This window comes from Mycobacterium kansasii ATCC 12478 (genome assembly GCF_000157895.3).
GTDB lineage: Bacteria > Actinomycetota > Actinomycetes > Mycobacteriales > Mycobacteriaceae > Mycobacterium > Mycobacterium kansasii.
In genome coordinates this window covers 1955677-1978474 of the sequence record NC_022663.1, presented here as the reverse complement: position 1 = coordinate 1978474, position 22798 = coordinate 1955677, and the positions used below count along the sequence as shown (strand labels likewise).

The following is a 22798-nucleotide window of genomic DNA, read 5'->3' as shown; positions in this document are numbered from 1 at the left end:
CGTCGATGACCGGCTTCCCGTCCGTGACCCGAACCGTAGCCGCCGTTGTAAACCGGCTGATCGTGATACGCCCTCTGCCGGCCGCCGGTGTCACACGTTGACCGGGCCACTTCAGGTGGGGCCGTCGGCGGAGGCGACCGGATTGGCCCGTGTCCTCAATCGATACTTCAGCCGCGCCGCACCGTATTGCGCCCACCAGATCGCTCGTTTGTAACCAACGGTCCTCTTGCAAAGCTGCAGATACCGGCGTGAACTCCCCGCGTCTACCGCGTGCCTGTCCTCCAACAACCGCACACACCGCAACGCGAGGTCGAACGACCCGTAGCAGTAATGCGCGATCATCGCCAGCTGCTTCAGCTGCTCGTCGGTCATCCCGTCCGGGTGGACGAAGTCGCGCACATAGACGATATCGGTCTCCAAGATCTGATTCAGCGGCCGGAAGGGATCACCGACCGCGAAGTCCCCGATCACCCATTTCTTCACGTCGCCGGGGATGCAGTGCGGAACAAAACCCTGACGGCGCAGCTCCAAATCGACCTCCCCGAATGGGGGCTGGTCTTGATACACCGTAATAAACGACACCTCGGTCTGAATTGCCACCGCTTCGGCGAGCTTGCTGCGCCCATTTTGAAATACGGTCAGCTCACCTCCCTGGATGTCAATTTTCAGCAAATCGAGATGCTCGATTTCGCGGATGTCGTCGAGGCGCTGGGTGTCGAGTGGGACGCGCTCGATGACCCGGCCGAACCGATCGAAGAGACTGAACAGTCCCTGCGTCAGCGCATCGGGTTCGAGCAGGCTGGTCATCGCCCCGGGTGCCGGACAGACCTTCAGTGTCTGCGAGCTGCCGTCGCCCAGCGCAAACGGAAGGTAGCGCTCGTTGGGGCCGCTTTTGGTTTGCAACTCGAGCAGCGCCTCCCGACCCGGCTCGAACCCTGTCACAAAACACAGGCCGGCGCCGAGCATCGACGCGTACGGCCAGTCGCCGCACCGCCGGCTGGCTCCGACGTCCACTATGTGGGTGAGCCGCGACGGGGAAAGTATGTCCGGCACAGTGTTATTCAATCCATCACCGCCGGTTGCTGTGGTGCGCCGGGTAAGACAGCAGATTCCACGCCGTGACGGAGCCGTGGATCCCGCGTTTCAGTCTCGGCAACACAATGACGCATCTCGGCCGTCGAGCACATTGTGCTTGAAATCGACGAACGCCGGCACCCTTGACACCGTCGGAAGAGTCCACTGCTCCGGCCCCGTCGACGCGTCACCACCGGCCATCCGCACAGTGAACCGGGGCGGCCCGGTACGGGCAGCTAAAGACGTCCGCGTCGACCACCGCGTCGAAGGCAAGCACCGACACACAATATCGGGCGCCCTTTGGGGAAGACGGCCATTGCAGCAAATGCAAGTGACACCGGACCATCCCGGCGCGTTTTCGACCGGGACCCACCAAACACCGTGGCACCTGGGCAACAATCCGGCAACGCGTTGCAGCCAGACCTAGTGAGCGGTCGTTAGAGTTCGATGGGTGATGGCAGGAATCAAGGGTCTCGCGCCGCACGCGACCCGCGCGACCCTCAAGAACTTCGCAGCCGGATTGTTGTGTGCCGCGGGTGTTCCGACGCTCGCCCGGCGGCGACACCGCAACCTGCTCGCCATCGTGATGTTCCATGGTGTGGAAAGCGAACCGCTGTCGCCGGCATGCTGGCATGTGCTCGGCTCGGTGCTGTACCGACGTCAACTTGAGTACATCCGCAAGCACTTCAACGTCCTTCCGCTCCAAGAGGCCCTCGATCGACTTGCGGCGGGGACATTGCCGCCGCGCGCGATGGCGATAACGTTCGACGACGGCACCCGCAACCTCGCCACGCACGCGATCCCGGTGCTGCGTGATCTGAAGCTACCCGCGGCGGTATTCCTGGCGACGGGCGTGATTGGCAGCGACGAAGCCCTCTGGCCCGACCGGCTTTGGCTGGCGATCGCTCGCACCAATGCAAGCCAGATCGATCTGGCCGTGCTGGGACTGGGCACTCGATCGCTCGACGGTGCAGTCAACCGCGGCGCAGTCTACGCGGCCGCGGTTGAACGGATGAAACACTTGGCCGACGCGCAACGGATCGCCGTGCTGGACGAGATGCTCCGGGTGCTGGGCTACCGCGATGGCAGCGACGGCGGTCCGTTCCGGATGCTCTCCTGGGACGAAGCCCGTGACATTGCGAGCGATGGCCTGGTGACGTTGCATCCGCACACGGTGACCCACCCGATCCTCGCCCGCTGCAGCGATGACAAGGTCGAGCAGGAGATCGCGAATTCCTGTGCGGCGATTGAGCGCGAGACTGGTTGGGCACCAACAATTTTCGCGTACCCCAATGGTCGGCTGCGGGATTTCGACGCGCGCGCCAAGGACGTCCTGCGCGGTCGTGGCGTGCGTTGGGCGTTGACGACCACGGCGGGATTCGCTCATCGTCGCTGCGACCCACTGGAATTGCCACGGTTGGCGGTCGGCAGCGATTCGTCGTTCGACTACTTCCGGCTCATGGTCTCCGGCGGGCTGCCGCGTCGCTATGGCGGTAGCCGCGGGATGGCCGCCGCAGGCTGAAACCCTTGCGGCGCCGCGATGCGGCAGCGAGCCACACGTCGTGCAATGCGTCCCGCCAGCGCGCGACGTCGAACTTGCCGGCGCGCGCATAGGCGGCCGCGGCCAGCCGATCGCGCAACTCGGCATCGACTAAGAGGTTTTGCAGGGCCGCCGCCAGCTGTCCGGGGTTGCCGGGCTTGACGAGCACGCCATTCACCCCGTCGGTCACCACTTCCGGTATCGCGCCCACCGGAGTGGTCACCGGTACCACCCCGTTGGCCATCGCCTCCAGCAACGCCATCGGAAGACCCTCGCTGTAGCTGGGCAACACGAAGATCACCGATTCGGCCAACAGCCGGTCCCTGTCCGCTGGGCCGACCCACCCGGCGACGTCGATGGTGTCGTCGAGTGCATTGGCGCGGACGAACTCACGTACCTGCTCCACCTCGCCGTCACCGGCCAGCGTGACCCGCAGGTTGGCACGAATGTCGTTGGGCAGCAAGCCGATTGCCCGGACGAGGTCATAGCTTCCCTTGTTGGCACCCAGTCTGCCCAGAGACGCCACCGACAATGGTCGGCGGGTCCGCGGCGACGGCGCGGCGCGCGGCATGACCACGGGGTTGTAGAGGAGTCGGGCTTTGGACACCTCGAATCCGAGTCTCGCCGAGGACGCCACCATATGAGATTCACCGAGCAGAACCACGTAGTCGGCGCGCAGTGCCGCGCGTACGGCTCGGCGCAGCAGTGTCGGCAACCCATCGAACCAGGTGAAAAAGTGAGAACTGTGACAATGGATAATCGTCGGGATGCCCCGTATTCGCGCTACGAATAGCGGTACGGATTTGCGGACCACGCTGCCGCGCAACGAAAAGTGCACGTGCAGTACGTCGACCACCCCGGCCAACAGCAGCGCCGAAGCCCTGAGCATGCCCGAGATCCCCGTCCATAGCCAAGCGGGCAGGGAGTCATCGACGTAGGTGGCCACCGAGCGGACGTGGAACCGCGGGTCGTTGTCCTCGATCAGCAACTGCATTACCGCCGCCATGCCGCCGCGGCTGTTGGGTCCGGTTGGCGCGGTCCCGACCGTAAGCACCCGGATCGGATAGCGGACCGGCCCTGTTGGTGTCGATTGGTTGCTACCTGGATGGTTCTCGCGGAGCCGTAGTTTAGGCAACGACGAGGCCTCCTGGTTCTGGCTGCGTCCCCGGGCCGCCCACCTCAGGCCCGGCTGCCACCGCGACACCTTGATCAGCCGGAACTCTAGCAAGCATCATGGAGGACTTTCAGCCAACCGACCCAAGCCACAAGAACTTCGTGCGAGCGGGCGTACAAGCGGGTGAGTCCCCGCCGCCGACTCGCTACCCCCGGAGACCTCGGGGGCAAGTAGCGCTAGTTCGGGCCAGGTGTCATTTGTAGGACGCCGCGCGTCGTCGCTCGGACGCTTTCGCGCAATACCAACCGGCGTACAGCAGCGGCGGGTTCGGCCAGTCACCGCAGGTTCGGCTGCGCCCGATAGCCACGAAATGTGTGAAATGCGACGGGAAAAGTATGTCCGGCACCGTGCCCGTCAATCGTGCGGTTTGGGTGATAGATCAGTTGCCCGCCCCGACGGCGAGTGAACACGCGTCTCGGGCTCGTCTACAAACCTGCTAATCCTGCTCAGCCGTGCATCATTCGGCTTGGCCACGGACGACACCCTGGCCACCTCGGCCCTGCCTTACAAATGGCTCAGTGGATACCCAGTGAGCTGCACCCGCGATTCAGCTCTATTGCCTTTCGACGCGGCTTCAACACTGCATACTGTTCCGGTGATGGGTCGGAAATATATGGGCAGAGTCATTGCGCTGGCCGCTGTGATCGGATTGTTGACCGTCAGCGCCCCCGCATCATGGGCGGAGCCCACCGAACCGGGCACCACGACCGAGCCCGGCGAACCGGCCCGAACGACGGCCTCGTTGACCTTGGCGTTGTCCGATATCGGTTCCAGCTCCACCATGGCTTTCTACGGCTTGGACGGCACGATCCAGCTGAGCGTGCCGGTCCCGCGCGGGCTGACACCGGCGGCTTTGAACGCGATCGTGGAACCGCCGATCAACCTGCGGTCCGGGATCATCACCGTCACGCAGGACGAGCGCCAAATCGCGAAGGTGAACCTGCCCACCACCGACCAAGCGCCGATCGTCATCCCGCTTGCCGGAACACAAGTGATCAATGATTCGGCGACGGTGTTGCTGCGCGCACATCTGGTGCCGCAGGAGGGATTCTGCGTCTATCCATGGAGTCCGTTGCGGTTGATCAACGGAACCGTCGGCTACACCGGGGTTGAACAGCCGCCCACCACGGTGGCCCACTTCCTGCCGCCGGTGCTGCGCAAACTGACCATATTTGTGCCGGAATCGCCGTCGGCAGCCGAGTCCGACACGGCAATTCGAGTGGCCACCTCCGCCGCCGCGCACTACGGCAAACAGAACCCGGCGATCGACGTGGTGCCGTTGAAAGAAGGGCAGGCCGGGCCGCCGACGCCGCCGTCACCACAGGAACGCCAGATCGTCGTCAAAGAGGGACCCGACAACGGGCTTTCCCTTCAAGGCGCCACCGGCGTGCCGTGGCTGTTGATCTCCGGACCGCTCGGGCCGAGCAACGCATCCGACACAGCATTGTTGTTCAGCGAGCTGTCCGGGTTGGCGCTGGCTTCCAAGGCTGTCGTCACATCGCTGCAGAGCGGCATCCAACTGCCCGGCGACACCACCACGCTGCGTGAGCTGGGGCAGCCCGTGGTCAACTCCACGGGGCTGCAACCACGGGTGGTGATCGGCTTGGACCAGACCCGGTTCGGCAGATCCATCCACTCGGTTCGAGTGCATCTGCGGGGGTCCTACTCTCCGACGCCGACCACGATGAGCGGTCAGATAGAAGTAACGGTCGGCCCGGAAATCATCGACCACTGGCCCACCGACGGCCACGGCGCCATTGATCGCTGGATCGATGTCCCGGATCGGCTCCTGCAGCGGTGGACCGGTCTTACTGTGACGCTGGATATTTCGGGCAACGTTGGACGGTGCGGAGACTTCTACGTCGCCGGCGCGGGAGACCAGCTGCTGTCGTTGACCATCAACGGCGACACCACCGTGCAGAGCAGCCCCGCCAAGCCGCCGGTGCCCGATGGGCTGTCATCGGTGCCGCAGGCACTCATGCCCAAGGTCCAGGTGGGCATCGAGCCCCACTCGTTCAGTGACACCGCGCGCGCCGTCGAACTCATGGTTGGCCTGCAGCGAACCAGCTCGATACCCATCGACACCGCCGTGACGAGCCCACAACAAGCCATCGATTCGTCAATTCCGGCGATCGTGATCGCCGCCGACGGATGGAACCATCCCGACATCGTGCTTCCGGTGTCCGCGGGGCCCACCGGGCCAATCACCATCAATGCCTTCGGATCCGACGGCAAGCCCACCAAGCTCACACTGGACCCGACACTGCGGTTCGCATCCCTTCAGACGGTCTTCAACCGCGGCCGGTCGCTGCTGATCGCAACCTCCAACGGCGCGTCCGCGCAGCTCGACGACCTCCTCAGATGGCTCGACGCCGACAGCAGTCGATGGCCGAGCGTCAAAGGTGTCGCGCTGGTGGCGGTACCCGGACAAGACCCGGTGACCGTCGATCGCCTGGGCATGCCCGGCCCGGTTGCGGCATCCGAGAGTCACTCCGACTGGGGATGGCTGTGGTGGTTCGGCGGAGCGTGGGCTGTGCTGGCCGTCGCCGGCGCAGCGGTAATCGTGCTGCGTAGCCGTCGCGGAAGGCTGCGGGGCTGACGGTCAACGGGGAATACCAGTGGAACCCAGGGGAGCCAAATTAATCTCGCGCTACAAGAAGACCTACGGCATTCCGGCCGAGGTGAACATCACCGAGCAGATGATATTAGCTCACTGGGATCTGGAAAAACGATTAACCTCAGAACTGCGTCAATCGGGGCCCGAAGACCGGTGGGATACTTTTGATCACTGCTACACCCGCCTCTATGCGGAATTGGAGTGGCTCAATCAGTTTTCCGGGAAAGCCGATCCGCAATCGCCTCATCAGAAATTTGGCAGATGGCTCGAACTGATCGGCGAACCTCCCAAATCGATCTATGAAATCGGTTCCGGCCAGGGCGGCCTGATTTCGTTCCTGGCGGCTCGTGGTTATGACTGTCGAGGCACGGAGATCACCCGCGAACGCGGACAGAAATTGATGCCCGAGTCGCGCGCGAATCCTTCCTGGGCGATATCCGACGGGGTGCACCTCGATGCGTTCGAGCCTCCCGAAACTTACGACATCGTGGTGTCAGACCAGGTCATCGAGCATATCCACCCCGACGATCTGGATAGTCATCTGCGAAGCGTCCGAACTATATTGAAAGGCGGTGGTAAATATATCTTCAACACCCCTCATCGATATACCGGCCCGCACGACGTCTCGCGCGTATTCAAATGCGGCGAGGCGGCGGGGATGCACCTGAAAGAATACACGTGCCGGGAACTCGTCGACGCCGCGCAGCGGGCCGGTTACCGCTCCATACGTTATGGATTTGTACCCAGGCGATTCCGACTGATGCTCACCGCATCGGGCGTAAATAGATTCGCCGGACCGGACGCGGCGGGGATTCTATTCCTGCGGGCCGAATTCTTGGCGGAAAGATTTCTGCGCGTCTTAAGCGCTCCCGCCGTACGCCGTGGGTGCGGGAAAATGCTTTCCGCGTTCGGCGTTTTCTCCGAAACCCTCTCCCTCGTCGCCGAGAAATGAAATTCGCGCGCTTCCTGGTCAAGGCCGGGGGGGCACGACCGCTGCGATGACGTCCAGCAAGCGATCCGCGGCGTGGTCGGCGGCGAATCGCCGCGCGTAGTGGCGTGCTGCCGCGGCTCCCTGTCGTGCCGCGGCGGCCGGGTCGGCCAGCGCGTCGAAGGCGGCGGCCAGACCGGCCACGTCGTCGATACCGATTGGCGGGCGGCCGGGCGGCTGGTATTCGGGCAGCGCACCGGCGGTGGACACGATCGGCATCACGCCCAGCTGCATCGAGAGCACCTGCACGCCGCTTTGTGAAGCGCGCCGGTAGTGGGCGACCGAGCCCTTCGCGGCGGCCAGCGTCGTAACGACGTCGCGGTAGCGATAGCTGCCGGGAAGCCAGCGGGTGTGCTTGGGCAGCGGGCCGGCGTCCAGTGGCCCGCCGATGAGCACCAGGTTGTCACCGCGCCAGCCGCTGCCGACGTGTCGCTGCCAGGCTTGCAGCACCACCTCGACGTTCTTGTAGGGGTGCAGCCGGCCGATCATCACGAAGTCATGGCGTCCTTCGGGCCCAACGAGCGGCGGCACCAGGGCCGGGGCCAGGTCGCTGGTGAGCGGCACGACATGCACCCGGGTGCCCGCGACGTCGAGTCGGGTGGCGACGGCCGCGGCGACGTAGTCGCTGTAGGTCACGGTGGCCGCCGAGCGGGCGCCCCAGCGGTCAAAGATGGCATGTTCGTAGGCCGGCCGGTGTTCGATGGCGTCGTGCGGACTGTCGTCGTGCACCAGCTGGATGCGCGGAGCCCGCCCGGCCAGTGCGATCCAGCGGGGATCGCGAACCAGCTCGGCGATCACGACATGCGGCCGGTAGTCACGGACACGGCGCCACGCCCTGAGGCTCGCGGGCCAGGTTGCCGCCGTGCGAAACCGTGGGTCGAGCACCAACTCGTAGTCACGGGCGTCGTCGGACTCCGGATGCTGGTCGGAGGTCACCAGCAGTACCTCGGCGCCGTGCCGGATCAGCGCCTCCGCCTGCACCCGTGCCAGCGGCCGCATCCACGGTGAAAGCCAAAGCACCCGAGGCGAATTCATAGCACGGCGTCGATCGCATCGAGGTAGGCATCGGCCATTGCCGCAACCGTGTAGTGCTGTTGCATCCGTTCGAAGCCGCGCCGACCAACCGATGGCAGCGCGGCGGGGTCTGCCAGGATCTTGGCCAGCTGTTCTCGCCATCCCGACACCGACACGGGTTCGACGACGAACCCCGCCCTTCCGAAGTCCAGCATTTCCGGCACCGCGCAAACCGCCGACGCCGCAACCGGCACCGCCCAGGCCATCGCCTCGAGTATCACCAGCGGGAAGGCCTCGGAACGGCTTGGGACGCAAAGCAGATCGGCGTCGGCCAGTGCCGGCCCGGGGCCCGCCGACCAGCCGCGCCACTGAACCCGGTCGCGCAGCTCGGCCGGAGTGCGCGCCTGCAACCGCTCCCGGTCGGGGCCGTCACCGAAAATCGAGAGCCTCCATCGCATCTCGGTGAGGCCGGCCAGCGCTTCGACCAACAGGTGCGGGTTCTTGTGCTCGACGATCCGCGAGAGCATCACCAGGTGCGGCGGCTGACCGACGCCCCGGATCGGGGGGGCCGGGTCGCCGGCCGCGGCGACGCCGTTGGGTGCGACGAATCGCCGTCCGCCTAGTCGATGGTGTGCGGTTAGCATCTCCCAATGACGTTGTGCCAGAACAATAAATCCGTCAGCACGGCGCATCGCCGCGGTCAGTGGCCGAGAGTAGATGGGCCGGTTGTCTTCCGGCGGAATGTGCGCGGCGACCAACCATCGCCGGCTCTTGGCAGCTGCGCGCCACAGCGTGGCAAATCCAGTCTCGGTGTTGGTGTCGCCGCTGATGAGCACCGCCGGACCCGCCGGAATGTCGACGATCGGCGCCCACCAGGGCTGGCGGACCACCCGCACGCTGTGCGGGATTTCGTTGATCAGCGGGCCGAACCGTTGGACGCAGACAATGGTGACCGGATAGCCCCGTCGATCCAATTCCGTTGCCAGCAGCGCTTTTTGACGCTCAGCACCGCCGTACACGAGGCGGTTGGTGACGATCACGATCGCCGGCAGGCCCGTTCGATGGCCGGCCGCAGCGCTGCTGCCGGCGGCGCGCTTCGATCGTTGCAGTCGCTCCACCAGCTTGGTGGCGGCCAGGTAGACGTCCGCGTGGTGAACGCTGTGTTGATGTTCGAGCAGCAGCGCGGCGTTGGCGCGCGCCAAGTCCCGGTTGCGGTCGTGTTGGGCTGCCGCGACGGCGCCCTCGTGAGTCGAGCCGGTAACGTGCGCATCCGCACCGGTCACCCGATTACCCCGGTCGGCGCCCACTTCGTCGGCCAGCAGAATGCGCCAACCCGCCGCGCGGGCCCGGTTTTGCCAGTCGGCGGCCTCGCCGTAGCGAAAGAACTCCTCGTCGAAACCGCCGATGGCGTTCCATGCCGTACGGCTGATCGCCAGACAGGTAGCTCCCAAACAGCCTTCGATGCTTTGGGATTCGGGTGGCTGGCGGGCGTAGCGGGGCGAGATCGGCATGCCGCGCAGCGAGTCGGAGTAGCCGGCAGCGGCAACCAGCGCCCGGATCAGGGTCTGGCGGCGGGCCGCGATATCCCACGGTGGCCGACCGGGTGCGGTGTCGTCACACACCATCGGCGACACTGCCGCCACCCAAGGCCGGCGAAGCAGTTCTCTGGTGCGGGTCAACGGTCCCCGCACCCGGGCATCGGCATGGAGCAACAGCAGATCGGTGTCGCTCGGTGCGTGCGTCACCAGCGTATTGAAGGCTGCGGCGAAGCCACGGCTCACCGGTCCCGACACCCAGTGAACCGCCGGGTGGCGGGCGACCAGTTCCTCGCGACCGGGGCGTCCCCCGCCGCGGCTGTCATAGACATAGACCGGCAGCTTAGGTAAATGCTCGGCGACACTGTGAAGGCACGTCTGGAGGCCGTCGTGGTTCTTGCAGGACACAATCAGCACCGCAAGTGACCGGCCGGACGGCAGCGCGGGCGGGTCGCCGGCTGGGCGTTGCAGATATGCCCGGTCCGTTTCGCGGGTCATGCCAGCAACGCTTCCCGTGCCAGGGCCGCGGGAGCGCGGAGGCCGTCGCCGCAACCGCCGTTAGGACAATCGTGGAGGCCCCAGAGCAGCAGCGGGACAACGATATTCGCTCTTGTTACCGGCACCGTCAATCCTCGGTGAGCGCCGTACCCGGGTGGCGGTCGTTGACGATCCGGGCCGGAGAGCCCGCGACGTCGACGTCGTCCGGCACCGATTTGGTGACCACCGCACCCGGTCGGATGGCGACGCGGTTGCCGACGTCGGCACCCAGCACCATCGCCATCGGCGAGATGAACACGTCGTCGCCGATGGTCGGGAACTGGCCTGGACGCCCTTCTCCTATCGTCACTCCGTGATGAATCCGGCAATTCGCGCCGACCCGAGCTTTGTAGTGCACGACTATCAGGCCGGCGTGGGCTATCGACAGACCGGGGCCAAAGACGTTGCGCGGGATGTCGAATCCGAGCCGTTCGCCCAAGAACTTGGTTCGTAGCCTCAGATATGCGGCGACGACGTGTGCTGCCGGCGTCCGCGCGGTATTTGTCCAATACTCGGATTTTCGCAGTAGGCGCTGAAAATGGGCTGGGCGCTTCAAGATTCGGTGGCGGAGCCGCCAACGCTGCAGGCCGTGTGCTTTCAGGTCCGCCGCCAGGTATGCCCGCAAGTCCTCGCGAGTCCTGATCACGGGCACACGGTACTACACGTATCAATCAGGTGACCGGCCTTTACTTGTGGTATTGCCGGGCTCGGGGGTCCCGGCGGTAACACCCCCGTATCGCCGGCCGGGCTCCTCAGGCACGCGCGGTCCGTTCTCACCGTCATGCCGCCAGCCGGTGGCGGCTCGGCAAGGTCCGCAACGAGGCTAACGTCTGCCAGGTGACCGGGCCGACCACTGCGCTGGTTGCCAGGTATGCGGCGGCGGCTGCACCCAGAACGAGAGCCACGTGTTGACCCGAAAGCAGCAGCGTCACCGCGACACTCGCCGCGGTCGGCACCAGCAACCGCAGCAGGAACGTCACCGGTGTGCGGTAACCGCACTGACGGTGTAGGCACCAGCCGGCAATCGTCATGTTGGCCAATTCCGTGCACACCAGCGCGATACCGGCGCCCACCGCACCCAGCCGCGCGCCCAGGGCGAGATTGAGCGCGACGTTGAACCCAAGGGTGGCGACGGACAGCCAGAACCAGAACCGCTGGCGGTGGCTGGCGAACAGACCCTCGCCCAGGGTGGTGGTGACGAAGCGCAATGCCACCGCGACGAAGAGCAATGCCAGCGTCGGCGTGCCGCGGCCAACGAATGCCTGGTTGCCGAACAACCTGATCAGTGGTCCGGCGAGCAACGCACCGACAACCGCCACCGGGATCGCCAGAAAATACATCAGCTCGACACTGCGGCGCATGAAGCCGGCAAACGCCGCGACGTCGCGCGAGAACAGTTCGGTGGCCGTCGAGAGTGTGGACTTGAGGAAGAACACCGACACCACCAGGGTGTTGAGCGCGATCGAGGACGCCAGGCCGTAGACGCCTACCTCGGAATGGGTGTTCACCAAGGACAAGATCACCCCGTCGGCGCGCCAGTACAGGACGGTGACCATTGTCACGCCCATCGGAAAGAGGCTCTCCCGCAACAGATCCGCGGCCTCGCGCAGCGCGAAGCTGGGACGCAACGAAACATGGCGCGCCGCAGCGCTGCTCTGGATCAGCACCTGCAGGGTCGTCGGAATGAGCTGCACTACCGCGAACCAGATGACATCGGCGCGTTCCGCTACCAGAAGCGCGATCACGGCCAGCGTGGCCAACCGCCCGACGACGTCGGAGACCGCCACTGCGAAGAACCGCACGGTGGTCTGAAACACCGGCTCGAGCCGTGTCGTCATCGTCACGATGAGCAGTTGCGTCGACAACACCACGAGCATCACCCGCACTTGGTGGTCGCGGTACAGCAGCAATCCGGTTCCCGCCGCCAACGCCGCGAGCGGAACGCAATACAGCAGGGACAGCCCGTTGTAGATCCGGACCAGGCGCTCCAGATCGTCGCGGCCGGAGGTCACGCGACGCACGATCACACGCCCGACGCCAAGATCGACCAGGCTTGCCCACATTCCGATGAATGCGACCGCGATGGTGAGCTGGCCGTAGCGGTCGGGACCCAGGTAACGAGCGGTCATTGCCACCGAGACCACCGAGGCCAGCATCCCCAGCATGCGGCAGATCAGCTGGATCGAGAACGCGTGAGCCAACCGCGCGACGGGCACCGATGGTGCGACCGCACCGGGCGCCGTCGGCTCAGTCATGGCTCACGGCCACCTAGTATGCTCCGTGACCCGTCAAGACGGCTTTCACCGTCTTGGCGATGATCATGAGATCACCCGCCATCGACCAATTGTCGACGTACGACAGATCCAGCCGCACCGACTCTTCCCAGGTGAGTTCTGAGCGGCCGCTTACCTGCCATATTCCGGTAACTCCCGGCTTCACCAGGAGCCGCCGCTTCACATCACCGTTGTAGTTGTCGACTTCTCGGCTCAACGGAGGGCGCGGGCCGACCACGCTCATGTCCTGCTTGATGACATTGACGAATTGGGGGAGCTCATCGATGCTGAATCTGCGGAGTAATCTTCCGACAGCAGTGACCCGGGGATCTTGACGCATTTTGAACAATATTCCACCAGCGCCCTGATTCATCGATAACAGGCGGTCGATTTGTGTGTCGGCGTCTGCCTCCATGGTTCGGAGTTTAAGCATCATGAAGGGATCGCCATTAATACCTATACGTTCGGACCGGTACAATACCGGTCCTTTGCTGGACAGCTTGATCGCGATAGCAGACGCAATGAGAAGTGGCGATACCAGGATCAGCGCCGCCAGCGCGAAACAGAAGTCGAATGTCCGCTTTTGAAAGCGCTGGGCCCCGGTGTATAGCGGCTTTTCGACATGCAGCAGCGGGAATCCGGCGACCGGTCGCACGGTCAATCGCGCTTCCGCGATGTCCATCACCCCCGGCGACAACACCAGGTCCACGTCCATCGTCTCCAACTGCCACATCAAGTTTCTGATCGCGTGCTCGCCGAAATGCTCGGTCTGGGTCACCACGACGGTGTCCGCGCCGCAGGCGTCAAGCGCTGCCACCGCATAGGATTCGTCACCGAGAATCGGGACTTTGCGGCCTTCGACCGTCAGGATTTCGCCGCGGGGCGGGCCATAGCCGGGAATGCAGACACCGACGACGACGTAGCCGTCGAGTGGGTTGCGGTCCAGTTCGTGTGCCAGGCGTGAAAGTCCTTGGCGGTCTCCGATAGCCAGTGACATCGTCTGGTATTCGCCCCGGGTTCGCTTCCGGCGGATATACCTGCGCCAGCTGTTTCGGCTCGTCAGCAATCCCAGGGTGCCGACGGGAAGCGCCACCGCCAGATAGCCCCGGGCCAAGTCAATCTTGGCGAGAAGTGTCACCATTGCGATGATCCCGAATGTCCAAAATGATGCGCTGCTGATTCGCCGGTACTCGTCGATTCCCACTCCGACAACGTGCGGTGATCGCGTGTGAAATATCGCCAGAGAGGAAAGCCAGAGCGCTGCGAAGAGAAAGGAGAACAGCGTCATCACCGGGCCCGGGTAACCCGACTTGTTCGGCGAATCGCCGAAGCGGACGTATTGGGCGAGCATAACCGAGGCGAAGACGATCACCGAGTCGGTGATCAGCAGCCGCTGTGAATACCGGTGCTGCCAGCGCCCGATTGTATTGCGGTCGGGCGTGCGCACCGGAGCCAGAGTTACCCGCGAATTGTCGGTTCGGCGATGAAGTGACGGGATCACGCTGGCTCGCTTTCCCTTACACGGTTGCTGGCTCGGGCCGCGCGGCATCGCGGACGGCGCCGCTGATATCGCGGCGATCACTTGGCGGCGTGCCCGGCCAGCCCGCGCTGGGATAGCAGATCAGCTGCGCGCGTGCGGTACGGAGCAAGGCGATAGGGCCCTGCAGCAAATAACGGCGGGCCAGCCGCCGCGGCTCGCTGATCAGTCGGTGCAACCATTCCAGGCCGAGTTTCTGCATCCATCCCGGTGCTCGTATGGTCTTGCCGGCCAGGAAGTCGATGGCGCCGCCGCAGGGCAGCAAGACCCGGGCACCCGTCGCGCAGCCGTACCGGTCAACCCACTGTTCTTGACGCGGCTTGCCGAGGCTGACGATCAGGATATCGGTGCGCGCGGTGCGGATGGTCGCCGCCAGCCGCTCAGAAAGCGATTCGATGTCATCGGCGTCCGGTGCCCACATCCCCGAAATGGCAAGCGCTGGATGACGTTTCCGCAACAAGCCGGCAAGCAGCCGATGGGTTTCGGGGCTACCGCCAAAAAAGCCGACCCGCTGGCCGGTCGTTTCGGCCAGCGCCAACACGCCGGGAAGCAGGTCGGCCCCGGTGACCCGGGGCCACGGCTTGCCGGTGAGCAGTTGGCCCCGCCAGGCGATCGGCATGCCGTCGGCCAGTAGCAACCACTCCAGGGGACCGGTGGGCGCCGACATGACCTTGCGGAAGTGGTACAGGTGGTCGAGGTTCACCGAGCCCACGGCCAAGCTCGCCGTGGGTGAGGATTGCAGTCGTGACGCGATGATCGACAGCACGTCGTCGAACTCCCGGCGCTCGACTATGGTGCCGCCGATGATCATGCGCACACCGGTTTCGGGCAGCGTGTCCACGCTCATCAGCTGATGTCCTGCTCGATGCCGTTCTCGACGGCTTGGGGGAGCACCGGATGCAGCTGCGCCGGAGAGATTCCGAGAACCTAGCCATTGAACGGGCATGTCGAGGCCTACGTGTATCCGGCAGCCGGTGGACGGGTCATTACCGTGGGGACAATCCCGTATCGGGGACCGACAGATCGGCCCGGACCGGTCAAACCGGATCGCGGCGCCGCGCCCAATAGGCTTGGCGCCGCGTTGGCAGCATCGAGGCCGTTCGGCAACGCGGCGGCGGCGCCCATGTTCGCCGTCGGGATCACGCTGGTCCAGCTCGCCGGCACCGACAACGGGCCCAGTGAGGCCGCGTTGCCCATGCTGCCCACCACGCCGGGACCCACGGATGCAATCAGACCTGCCCCCGAGCTGACCGCACCCGCTGCCCCTTCTGCTGCCGCTTGCGCAGCCGCAGCTGCCCCACTCGCCAAACCCTGTGCGGTTTGGGCCATTCCGAGGATGGAGGACAACGAATAGAGCGGGGTCGCCGCGGCCATGAAATAGCTGGGAAGTGCATAGACCGGGACGGTTGCGAGGGTGGGCATCAGCGACGACGATGATTCCGCAAGCCCGGATAGGGGTGAGGCCAGCCCGTCCAGCATGGCCGGAACCGAGGACACCAGGCCGGCCAGCGATAGTTGCTCTGCTCCCGACGCGGCTGCGGCGTGGGCGACTGCGGTGCTCTGCCCGGCCAGACCGACCGGGTTGATGACCTCCGGAGGCGATATCAACAGGGTCAGTTCGCAAGCGGTCGCCGAGTTTGCGGCATATTCATACATCGCCGCGGCGTCCTGCGCCCACATCACGCCGTATTCGGCTTCGGTGGCCGCGATCGCCGTCGAATTCTGACCAAAGAAGTTCGTGGCGACCAGTGCCGCCAGCAGAGCCCGGTTGGCCGCGACCACCGGCGGCGGCACCGTCATCGCGAAGGCCGCCTCATAGCCCTCGACGGCAAGCACGGCCTGACTAGCCGTCTCCGCTGCGCGTGCGGCCACCCCGGCCGTCCAGGCCACATAGGGTCCGAGTGCCGACGCCATGGACAGTGATGCGGGGCCCAGCCAGCGTCCGCTGGTCAATCCCGCGATCACCGACCGGTAATGACCTGCTGTCGCGTGCAGTTCGGCGGCCAAGCTGTCCCACATCCCCGCGGCCGCCGCCAGCGATCCCGGGCCGGGGCCGGCATACATCCGCACGGAGTTGACCTCCGGCGGTAAGGCACCGAAATCCATCACGTCAAACCCTGGCCGTAGCTAGGCTCCTGAGATGCGGCGAAGCGCATCCCCCTCGCGGCCGAGTCGGCTGCCGCGGGCCGCACTTCTGCTGCAGGAGCTGCCGAAGCCAGCTTTCCGCCGGTCATCGCGGAGCCCCGGTGGCGAAAGACATTCACTTCTCCCCTAACGCGTGCAGGCTGACGGATACGGGAGCCGAGCCACAGTGCTCGTTCCGACCGTCAGTATCCGAACTCGTTACCTACCCTCATAGATGTGAAGATTTCAGCAGGTCAGTAAACTGACAGTCGTATGATAGCGGTTCTAACATCCTGTCCGTATCGTTTTCGTTCGCTGAGCCACGCGGCAGTCCGTTTTCCGGGTCCGGGGTTCTCGGCGTTCAGTAGCGCGCCGGTCGCGGTGACTACACCGGCAACGCAAGCACCTCGAAGCGGGGTCCAATTTCGCTACCCCCATCGAGCAGCGTCGTCAGAAAAACGGATTGCTGTTCGAGTACCGCTTCGCCTCTTCGGGGCGCGGGCCGTAACGCCGGATGTATTCCTCGTGCATCTTGGCGTCTTTCTCCCGCTTGATCGCATCAACCAGGTTCGGGTCCAACCCATGCTGGGCCAGGCGGTGCCGCCGCCACACCTTGTTCAGTGCGAGCGAGATCAGCAACGCCCAAATGTAGATCGGTAGCGTCATCTCGAGATGCACGTACAGCGACGCGGGCAGTAGCCAGAACGGTGCCAGTACCAGCAGCGGCGGTATCGCCGTCAAGAGCATGTACCGGCGGACCGCTCCCTTGCCGGCCAGATCCCGTGCGACCCAACTTCGCATTGAGTCGGGCAGGCGTCGAAGGCCGTACGAGTACGCGAGGTATTGCAGGAAATTGGGTCGTCCGGCCGCCGGAGAAGTCATCGCCGCTCCTCATGGTTCGGTCGTACCCATGTATGCCCGTGCATACCCGCAAGCGTTCGGTCTGGCCCGTCGCACCGCCGGGGACGGTGCTTGCCAACGATGATCCGCTCGAGAAGGGGGCGGGGCAATCGCGAGCAGCGGCTCAACTGGGGTGAGCGCATCGGCCGGACATACCCGGGCCTGGGGCCGCTGCTACCCGTCGCTGTTGAAATCCCTTGACTGCAAAGCAGTTTCATCCCGCGGGCGTTACCCGACCATTTCCCGGACCGTGCGGGCGACCGGTCAGGGATATGCGGCGAGATACGTTTCGTTGCTCAGACCAGCGGTCAGTTCCTCGACGTCGAACGGCCGGCGCAGCCGGGCCCGGAGCTTCTGCGGGTCGACAAGGAGCCGGACTTCGGCGGTTTGCTCGGCAAACAGCCGCCCGATGAATGGGTAGATCCGCCGCATGACTGCGCGCTCGGCAGGTGTGCAGCGTGACGCGCAATAGCCGACATGGCCTATCTCGTCGGTAAGGATTTCGCTGTAGAGCAGTTCGATTCGCCCGGCGACATCGGGTTCGTCGGCGAACAGCTCGATGCCGACGCGGCGCAGCTCGTCGAACACGATGCACCCGGCCATCTCTGCGGCCCCGACGAACACGAAGCCGAACCTTTCCGGCAGGAACACTCCAACCTTGACGAGCTGTCGCATCACGAACGGCGGAGCGGCCACCCGGAATGGCAGATCGAAAATGTCCAACGCGTATGCCAGCAACCGGGTGTGGTAGTGCTCTTCGAGTTCTACGTACACCCGCTCGGGTGCCACATCCTCAGCGCTGTTGCGCCCGTAGGTTTCGCCAAGCCCCACGCCGAAGCGTTCTGCCTGATTGAGCTTCGCCGTCGCCAGCAGGAACAGCATTTTTGGGTCCAAACCCGGTTCGGGTCGCCGCCGGCGCAGGTTCCGAAGAAACGTCGACCGGTCCGCCGGACGGGCCGACCGCACCGGGTGAGCCTCAAGGTCTTTGATGAACTCCTCCCGATTCGTCAGGCGCCGGTTGAGCAGGTCCGCTTCGCCGTCGCGCCGCGCCAGGAAGTCCCTGTAGCCATCGATACCGGTTGTCTTCATCGTGTCTCCATCCCTTTGACAATCGTTGTTACGTACCGGCTCAACACGGCATCCGCTGTCGGCGAATGGTGTGCACCGGTGGCAAGGAGGGCGTAGAGCCCGGTCAAGAAGAAGACCGCGAGATCGCGCGCGTCCGCATCCGGCGTGACCTGCCCCGCGTCCTGCGCCCGGCTGATCGCGTCGATCAAGAACTCCGCTAGCGGGTGCCGGCTCAACTCGTCCTCACCCGGGCGCGTCGACGAGAAGTGCAGACCCAGCATGTCCCGGAAAACCACTGTCCCCAGCCGACGTTCGGCATCTAGCACGTGGTGCACCAACCGGGAAAGCACCGATATCAGATCGCCGGCCTCGGCCCGGGCGCCGACGAGTTCCGCGACGATGCGGGTCTCCTCGTTTCGCTCCAACTCGACCAGCACTTGTTCCTTGGTGGGGAAGTGGAAGTAGAACGTCCCCCGTACCACACCTGCCGCCGCGGCGATGGAGCTGACGTCGGCGCCGCCGATTCCGTTCCGTGCGATCTCCGCCAACGCGGCGTCGAACAGACGTGCCCGTGTTTCGAGCCGTCGAGCTTCCCGGATGCCGGCTGGTGATTCCGCTGCGGTGCTGTCCTGTGGTGACCGCACCGAAACACCGTACGTCCATTCACTGGCACCCGTCAATGACGGTCGTCAGCGACTGTTGGAGAAGCGCCGCCATTCAAGGTCGACCTTGGGCAGGTCGGGAGGTTATGACGAGCCGAGCGACAACAATTCGGGCGCCACGGTCCCGGTCACATGGGTCCGCCCGCGCGACGAAACGGTGAGCACGATTCGCGGCGGTTGCGCGATGGCGGCCGAGAACGCCGTCACGTGCTGCAACTCGGTGAGGAAAAGCGCCGTCTGGCCCGGGGGTATGTCGTAGGGCACCGGGGTCCCCGACGCCCGGGTCGGCTCCAGTGACGTGCCGTCGGGATCGGAGCGGACCGCCCAGCCCGCCACGGGTAGCGGGGCCCGCCCCGCGTTGACCACCCTGACGCCGATGACGTATCGGCCGCCGGGAAGTTGCGCCGCTGCGTTTTCCAGCGACGCCCGCGCCTGGCCGCCGGCATCGTTGGTCACCAGCCCGTCGGGTGTCAACAGACCCACGACCGGCGAAAGCATCGGTGCCGGCCCCGTTCGTAGCCGCAAAACCTGCCAGGTCAGCAAGGCCACCGAGAGCACGGTGCCAACCAGGCCGAGCACGAATCCGGCGACGCTCACCGTGGCACGCTGCAGGGGACGATCATGAGCGTGCAGGCTACTGCCCCCGTGTTCGAAGTCGAAGGGCGGCGGGGTCGCCGAGGACGCAGTTCCCCCCAGCCACGTTATTGTCGCGGGGCCTTCGATAATGGTATTGCGTTGCGGCGGAGGCGATCCGGCGCCGAGTCTGATGAAGTTCCAAATTTCGACTGAACATTTGCTAAGACCGCGTTTCGCGAGCGGTGCCGCGTATTACCGCGGCCCTAAAGTCGGGGCATGAGCACCAAGTACTACCTGCAGAAAGTGCCCGTCGAATCGGTGGAACCGGGCTTTTCGTTGGCCGTCGAGCACGACGGCGGCTATCACCTGTTCCAGGTCGACTGCACGCAAATGTCGCGGCGCAGCGGCCAACCGGTGATGATCAGGCTCGCCTCGGAGCCAGTTGACGGCGGCGATCCGTGGGTCGTGGAGTACGAAGCGGGTACGCCGGTGGTCCGGCTCCTCGGCGTCTGCGAGGCCGCCTCGTAGCTCGGCTTCAGCACGGACCGCTGGGAATTCCGCGGGCGGGCGTCGTCTCCTGCGTGGGCATTACCTGCGGGAAGGGCACCCGATAGGGAGGAGTGACCTTCGCGAAAGTTGCGACGGTGTCTGGAACGCATTGCACCTGCGGCGGAATGGCTTGCAGTGCGGGGTGGTCCAAGTTCGGTGGCGCTGGGTTGGGCGGGACGGCGAAGTTGAACGTCGACGTCATATCGCCGGTCACGCTTCGTCGCCAGGCACTCAGGTTGGGGACCGGCACACCGAACCGTTTCTCGAGCAACCGCAGCTGCGAGGTGTGGTCGAAGGTGTCATGCACCATCAGCGGGCCGCGGCTGTAGGGCGAGATGATGAAGCAGGGCACGCGATAGCCCAGACCGATCGGCCCGCGGATGCCGCCCGAACCCGTGACCGCGTCGATATCGGGCACCGTGACGTACTCTCCGGGAGTTCCCGGTGGCGCTGTAGGCGGTGTCACGTGGTCAAAGAAGCCGCCGTTCTCGTCGAAGCTGACGATCAACGCGGTCTTTTCCCACACCTGGGGATTGGACAGCAGGATGCGGAGGATATTCACGATCGCGGTGCCACCGACGGCCGGCGTTACCGGTAGTCCGGGATGCTCGGACACCTGGAACCCGGGCAGCACCCACGAAACCTGGGGCAGCCTGTTGGCTGCGACGTCGGCGACGAAGTCCAGGGGATAGGTCGGGGCGATGCCGTTGCGGGCAATGTTGGAGCGTGGATCCTGAGCCTGCTTGAAGTCAACGAGCATCCCGTTGTAGCCGATGACCGTGTTGTTGAGCGCTCCCAGCAGCTTGTTTTGGTACACCTTCCAACTGATGCCGGCATCGCTGAGGTTGTCCGGCATGGTGCGCCAACTGAATTGGGCTTGCGGTTGGATGTTGGGGTCTATCAGCAGCGGACCGCCCGCAACGCCGTCGGGGTCGATCCAGGCGCTGATCCAGTACAGCCGGTTGGGCGAAGTTCCGCCCAGCAGCGAACAGTAATAGCCATCACAGATGGTGAAGGTGTCAGCCAGCAGGTAATGGATCGGTTGATCTTGGCGGGTGTAATAGCCCATCGACACCGGGACGTTGCCTTGCAGCGTTTGCTGTTCGGCCTGCGCGGGCAACCAATTGTCGTTGGCGCCGTTGTTCCATGACTTGTGGATGGTGATCCATTGGTGGGCTGGGTCGTTCACACACGCGCCATTGAGGACCGGGCCCCTGGTGGTGTCGAAACGGTACGGGATGGTCACGCCGGCAGGGTCAATCGATTGGGTCTGCGGGTTCCAGCCCTTTTGCTGGAATGACGGCGAGGGTGTGTCGAATCCGTTGATGCCCGACAGCGTGCCGAAGAAGTGATCGAATGACCGGTTTTCCTGCAACATCAACACGAAGTGCTCGATATCGGTCAAATGGCCGGAGCAGGGGCCGGCCCCGTAAGCTCTTTCGATCACCGGACCAGCCAACGACATCAACGCCCCGGCGCTGCCTGCGGTGGCGATTCTGGCCATGAACTCTCGCCGCGACATCCCATCGACTGGGTGCTTACTCACCACCGTGTCCTCCCGCATACATTGCGGGTTCAGCGTAGATTTGCGGCGACGATTCACCACGACGCGAATCCGGTGTGTCGTGCGCCGTTTTTTGGCGTTGTTCGCCAAAAGCAATGCGTCGTTTTCGAAACGGGTGAGCCTTCCTGGAATTCCGGGCACACGCTGGCCCCGGCTTTCGGCGTTGTGGCGCCGGTTGGATTGACCGACGATGTTGCGCCGCAGGGCTTTACATTCGACTAGGCAACGGTTTGGAAGGCATTTTTCGCTGATTGCGCGCCGATCAAATCACCCGAGCATCCACGGATCGGTGCTCACCGGGGCTTGGTGGCCGCGACGAACTGCAGTGCCCGCTGTGTCTGCTGCTCGATGTCGACCAGACCGGCCGAGGAGAACAGGTCGACGAAGCTGCTTCGGTCGAACATGGTGAGCCCGATCAGATTGGCTGTTGCGGTCAGCGCCTTACGGATTGGCGCCGCTTGCCCGGCATAGCTGGTCAGGATCGCGATCCGGCCGCCGGGCCGCAATACCCGCAGCATCTCGCGGGTGATGTCGAACGGTTCGGGCATCAGGTACAGCGCGCCGAAACAGCAGACCGCATCGAATGTTTCGTCATCGAACGGCAACACGCGGGCATCGCCGCGGACGTAACAGGTCTGCGGCCCGTCGTTGTCCACCACGGCACGAGTCAGCATCGGTTCGGAAATGTCGAACCCCACCGCGAGAGCTCCGGCCGGCAGACAGCGGGCCAGCGGTGCGGTGAAATTCCCCGGGCCACAGGCTACATCGAGCAACCGGTGGGCAGTCGAAAGGCGCAACGCCGCGGCGGCACGCCGCTGCTCGGCCCGGGCGGTGATACCGCTTGCGAGGTAGAAGGACGTCGGACGCCACAACCGCTCGTACACGGTCGCGACGAACCGGCTGTTCATCGCCCGCTGCGCAAGCGTCGGAACCGGCGAACTCGTCGATTCGCCCAACACGTCGAGGAAGCCGTGCCGCAGCACGGCGGCCGTATTGAGCAGACCACGGGTCGACTCGCGGGGATCCGGGCTGGTGTTCATCGCAGGTCTGGTCCAAGAGGCCGGGG

Annotated in this window: 19 protein-coding genes; 4 read left to right on the top strand and 15 right to left on the bottom strand. The window is 64.7% G+C overall.

Annotated features, from left to right (window positions below):
* Positions 1 to 111: 111 nt before the first annotated feature.
* Positions 112 to 966, bottom strand: coding sequence for an FkbM family methyltransferase (locus MKAN_RS08345; RefSeq protein WP_080674213.1), 855 nt, complete (start codon positions 964 to 966; stop codon positions 112 to 114).
* 562 nt (positions 967 to 1528) lie between these two features.
* On the opposite strand from MKAN_RS08345, the gene MKAN_RS08340 reads away from it, so the two are divergent.
* On the top strand, positions 1529 to 2596 hold the full coding sequence (locus MKAN_RS08340) for a polysaccharide deacetylase family protein (protein ID WP_023367181.1): 1068 nt from the start codon (positions 1529 to 1531) through the stop codon (positions 2594 to 2596).
* Here the strand turns inward: MKAN_RS08340 and MKAN_RS08335 are convergent.
* Positions 2532 to 3620 (bottom strand): glycosyltransferase family 4 protein, encoded by a 1089-nt coding sequence (locus MKAN_RS08335; protein ID WP_080674212.1) that lies wholly within the window; start codon positions 3618 to 3620, stop codon positions 2532 to 2534. The genes MKAN_RS08340 and MKAN_RS08335 overlap by 65 nt on opposite strands.
* Before the next feature lie 766 nt (positions 3621 to 4386).
* On the opposite strand from MKAN_RS08335, the gene MKAN_RS08330 reads away from it, so the two are divergent.
* Both MKAN_RS08330 and MKAN_RS08325 read left to right on the top strand, forming a co-directional pair.
* Positions 4387 to 6387: a hypothetical protein gene (locus tag MKAN_RS08330; RefSeq protein WP_036393563.1), complete on the top strand. Its 2001-nt coding sequence runs from the start codon at positions 4387 to 4389 to the stop codon at positions 6385 to 6387.
* A 19-nt stretch (positions 6388 to 6406) separates the two neighbouring features.
* Complete coding sequence (locus MKAN_RS08325; protein WP_023367175.1) at positions 6407 to 7357, top strand: class I SAM-dependent methyltransferase; 951 nt, start codon at positions 6407 to 6409, stop codon at positions 7355 to 7357.
* An 18-nt stretch (positions 7358 to 7375) separates the two neighbouring features.
* Here the strand turns inward: MKAN_RS08325 and MKAN_RS08320 are convergent, their stop codons facing one another.
* The 11 genes from MKAN_RS08320 to MKAN_RS08270 form a co-directional block, all read right to left on the bottom strand.
* Entirely contained in the window at positions 7376 to 8428 is a 1053-nt protein-coding gene (locus MKAN_RS08320) for a glycosyltransferase (RefSeq protein WP_023367173.1), read from the bottom strand.
* Entirely contained in the window at positions 8425 to 10440 is a 2016-nt protein-coding gene (locus MKAN_RS08315; protein ID WP_023367171.1) for a glycosyltransferase, read from the bottom strand. The genes MKAN_RS08320 and MKAN_RS08315 overlap by 4 nt, the downstream gene beginning before the upstream one ends.
* 127 nt (positions 10441 to 10567) lie before the next feature.
* Entirely contained in the window at positions 10568 to 11125 is a 558-nt protein-coding gene (locus tag MKAN_RS08310; protein WP_036393830.1) for a serine acetyltransferase, read from the bottom strand.
* A 133-nt stretch (positions 11126 to 11258) separates the two neighbouring features.
* Positions 11259 to 12734 carry a flippase gene (locus MKAN_RS08305; protein ID WP_023367167.1) on the bottom strand — a complete coding sequence of 492 codons (1476 nt, stop codon included), beginning with the start codon at positions 12732 to 12734 and terminating at the stop codon, positions 11259 to 11261.
* Positions 12735 to 12747: 13 nt separating this feature from the next.
* Complete coding sequence (locus MKAN_RS08300; RefSeq protein ID WP_036393559.1) at positions 12748 to 14301, bottom strand: sugar transferase; 1554 nt, start codon at positions 14299 to 14301, stop codon at positions 12748 to 12750.
* Positions 14270 to 15136 carry a WecB/TagA/CpsF family glycosyltransferase gene (locus MKAN_RS08295; RefSeq protein WP_023367163.1) on the bottom strand — a complete coding sequence of 289 codons (867 nt, stop codon included), beginning with the start codon at positions 15134 to 15136 and terminating at the stop codon, positions 14270 to 14272. Before MKAN_RS08295 ends, MKAN_RS08300 begins: the two co-directional genes overlap by 32 nt.
* A 107-nt stretch (positions 15137 to 15243) precedes the next feature.
* Positions 15244 to 16398 (bottom strand): PPE family protein, encoded by a 1155-nt coding sequence (locus tag MKAN_RS08290; RefSeq protein WP_036445571.1) that lies wholly within the window; start codon positions 16396 to 16398, stop codon positions 15244 to 15246.
* Between the two features lie 465 nt (positions 16399 to 16863).
* Positions 16864 to 17295 carry a DUF5313 domain-containing protein gene (locus MKAN_RS08285; RefSeq protein ID WP_023367159.1) on the bottom strand — a complete coding sequence of 144 codons (432 nt, stop codon included), beginning with the start codon at positions 17293 to 17295 and terminating at the stop codon, positions 16864 to 16866.
* A gap of 282 nt (positions 17296 to 17577) precedes the next feature.
* Positions 17578 to 18402: a hypothetical protein gene (locus tag MKAN_RS08280; protein WP_023367157.1), complete on the bottom strand. Its 825-nt coding sequence runs from the start codon at positions 18400 to 18402 to the stop codon at positions 17578 to 17580.
* Positions 18399 to 19025: a TetR/AcrR family transcriptional regulator gene (locus MKAN_RS08275; protein ID WP_036393552.1), complete on the bottom strand. Its 627-nt coding sequence runs from the start codon at positions 19023 to 19025 to the stop codon at positions 18399 to 18401. Before MKAN_RS08275 ends, MKAN_RS08280 begins: the two co-directional genes overlap by 4 nt.
* 102 nt (positions 19026 to 19127) lie before the next feature.
* The gene (locus tag MKAN_RS08270; RefSeq protein WP_023367153.1) at positions 19128 to 19640 is read right to left on the bottom strand and encodes a hypothetical protein; all 513 of its coding nucleotides are present in this window, start codon (positions 19638 to 19640) and stop codon (positions 19128 to 19130) included.
* Positions 19641 to 19895: 255 nt separating this feature from the next.
* Here MKAN_RS08270 and MKAN_RS08265 point away from each other — a divergent pair, with 255 nt between their 5' ends.
* On the top strand, positions 19896 to 20147 hold the full coding sequence (locus tag MKAN_RS08265; RefSeq protein ID WP_023367151.1) for a hypothetical protein: 252 nt from the start codon (positions 19896 to 19898) through the stop codon (positions 20145 to 20147).
* A 7-nt stretch (positions 20148 to 20154) separates the two neighbouring features.
* Here the strand turns inward: MKAN_RS08265 and MKAN_RS08260 are convergent, their stop codons facing one another.
* A complete protein-coding gene (locus MKAN_RS08260) occupies positions 20155 to 21732 on the bottom strand; it encodes a phospholipase C (protein WP_023367149.1) in 1578 nt (525 codons plus the stop codon).
* Between the two features lie 293 nt (positions 21733 to 22025).
* Entirely contained in the window at positions 22026 to 22772 is a 747-nt protein-coding gene (locus tag MKAN_RS08255; RefSeq protein ID WP_023367147.1) for a class I SAM-dependent methyltransferase, read from the bottom strand.
* Positions 22773 to 22798: the final 26 nt, after the last annotated feature.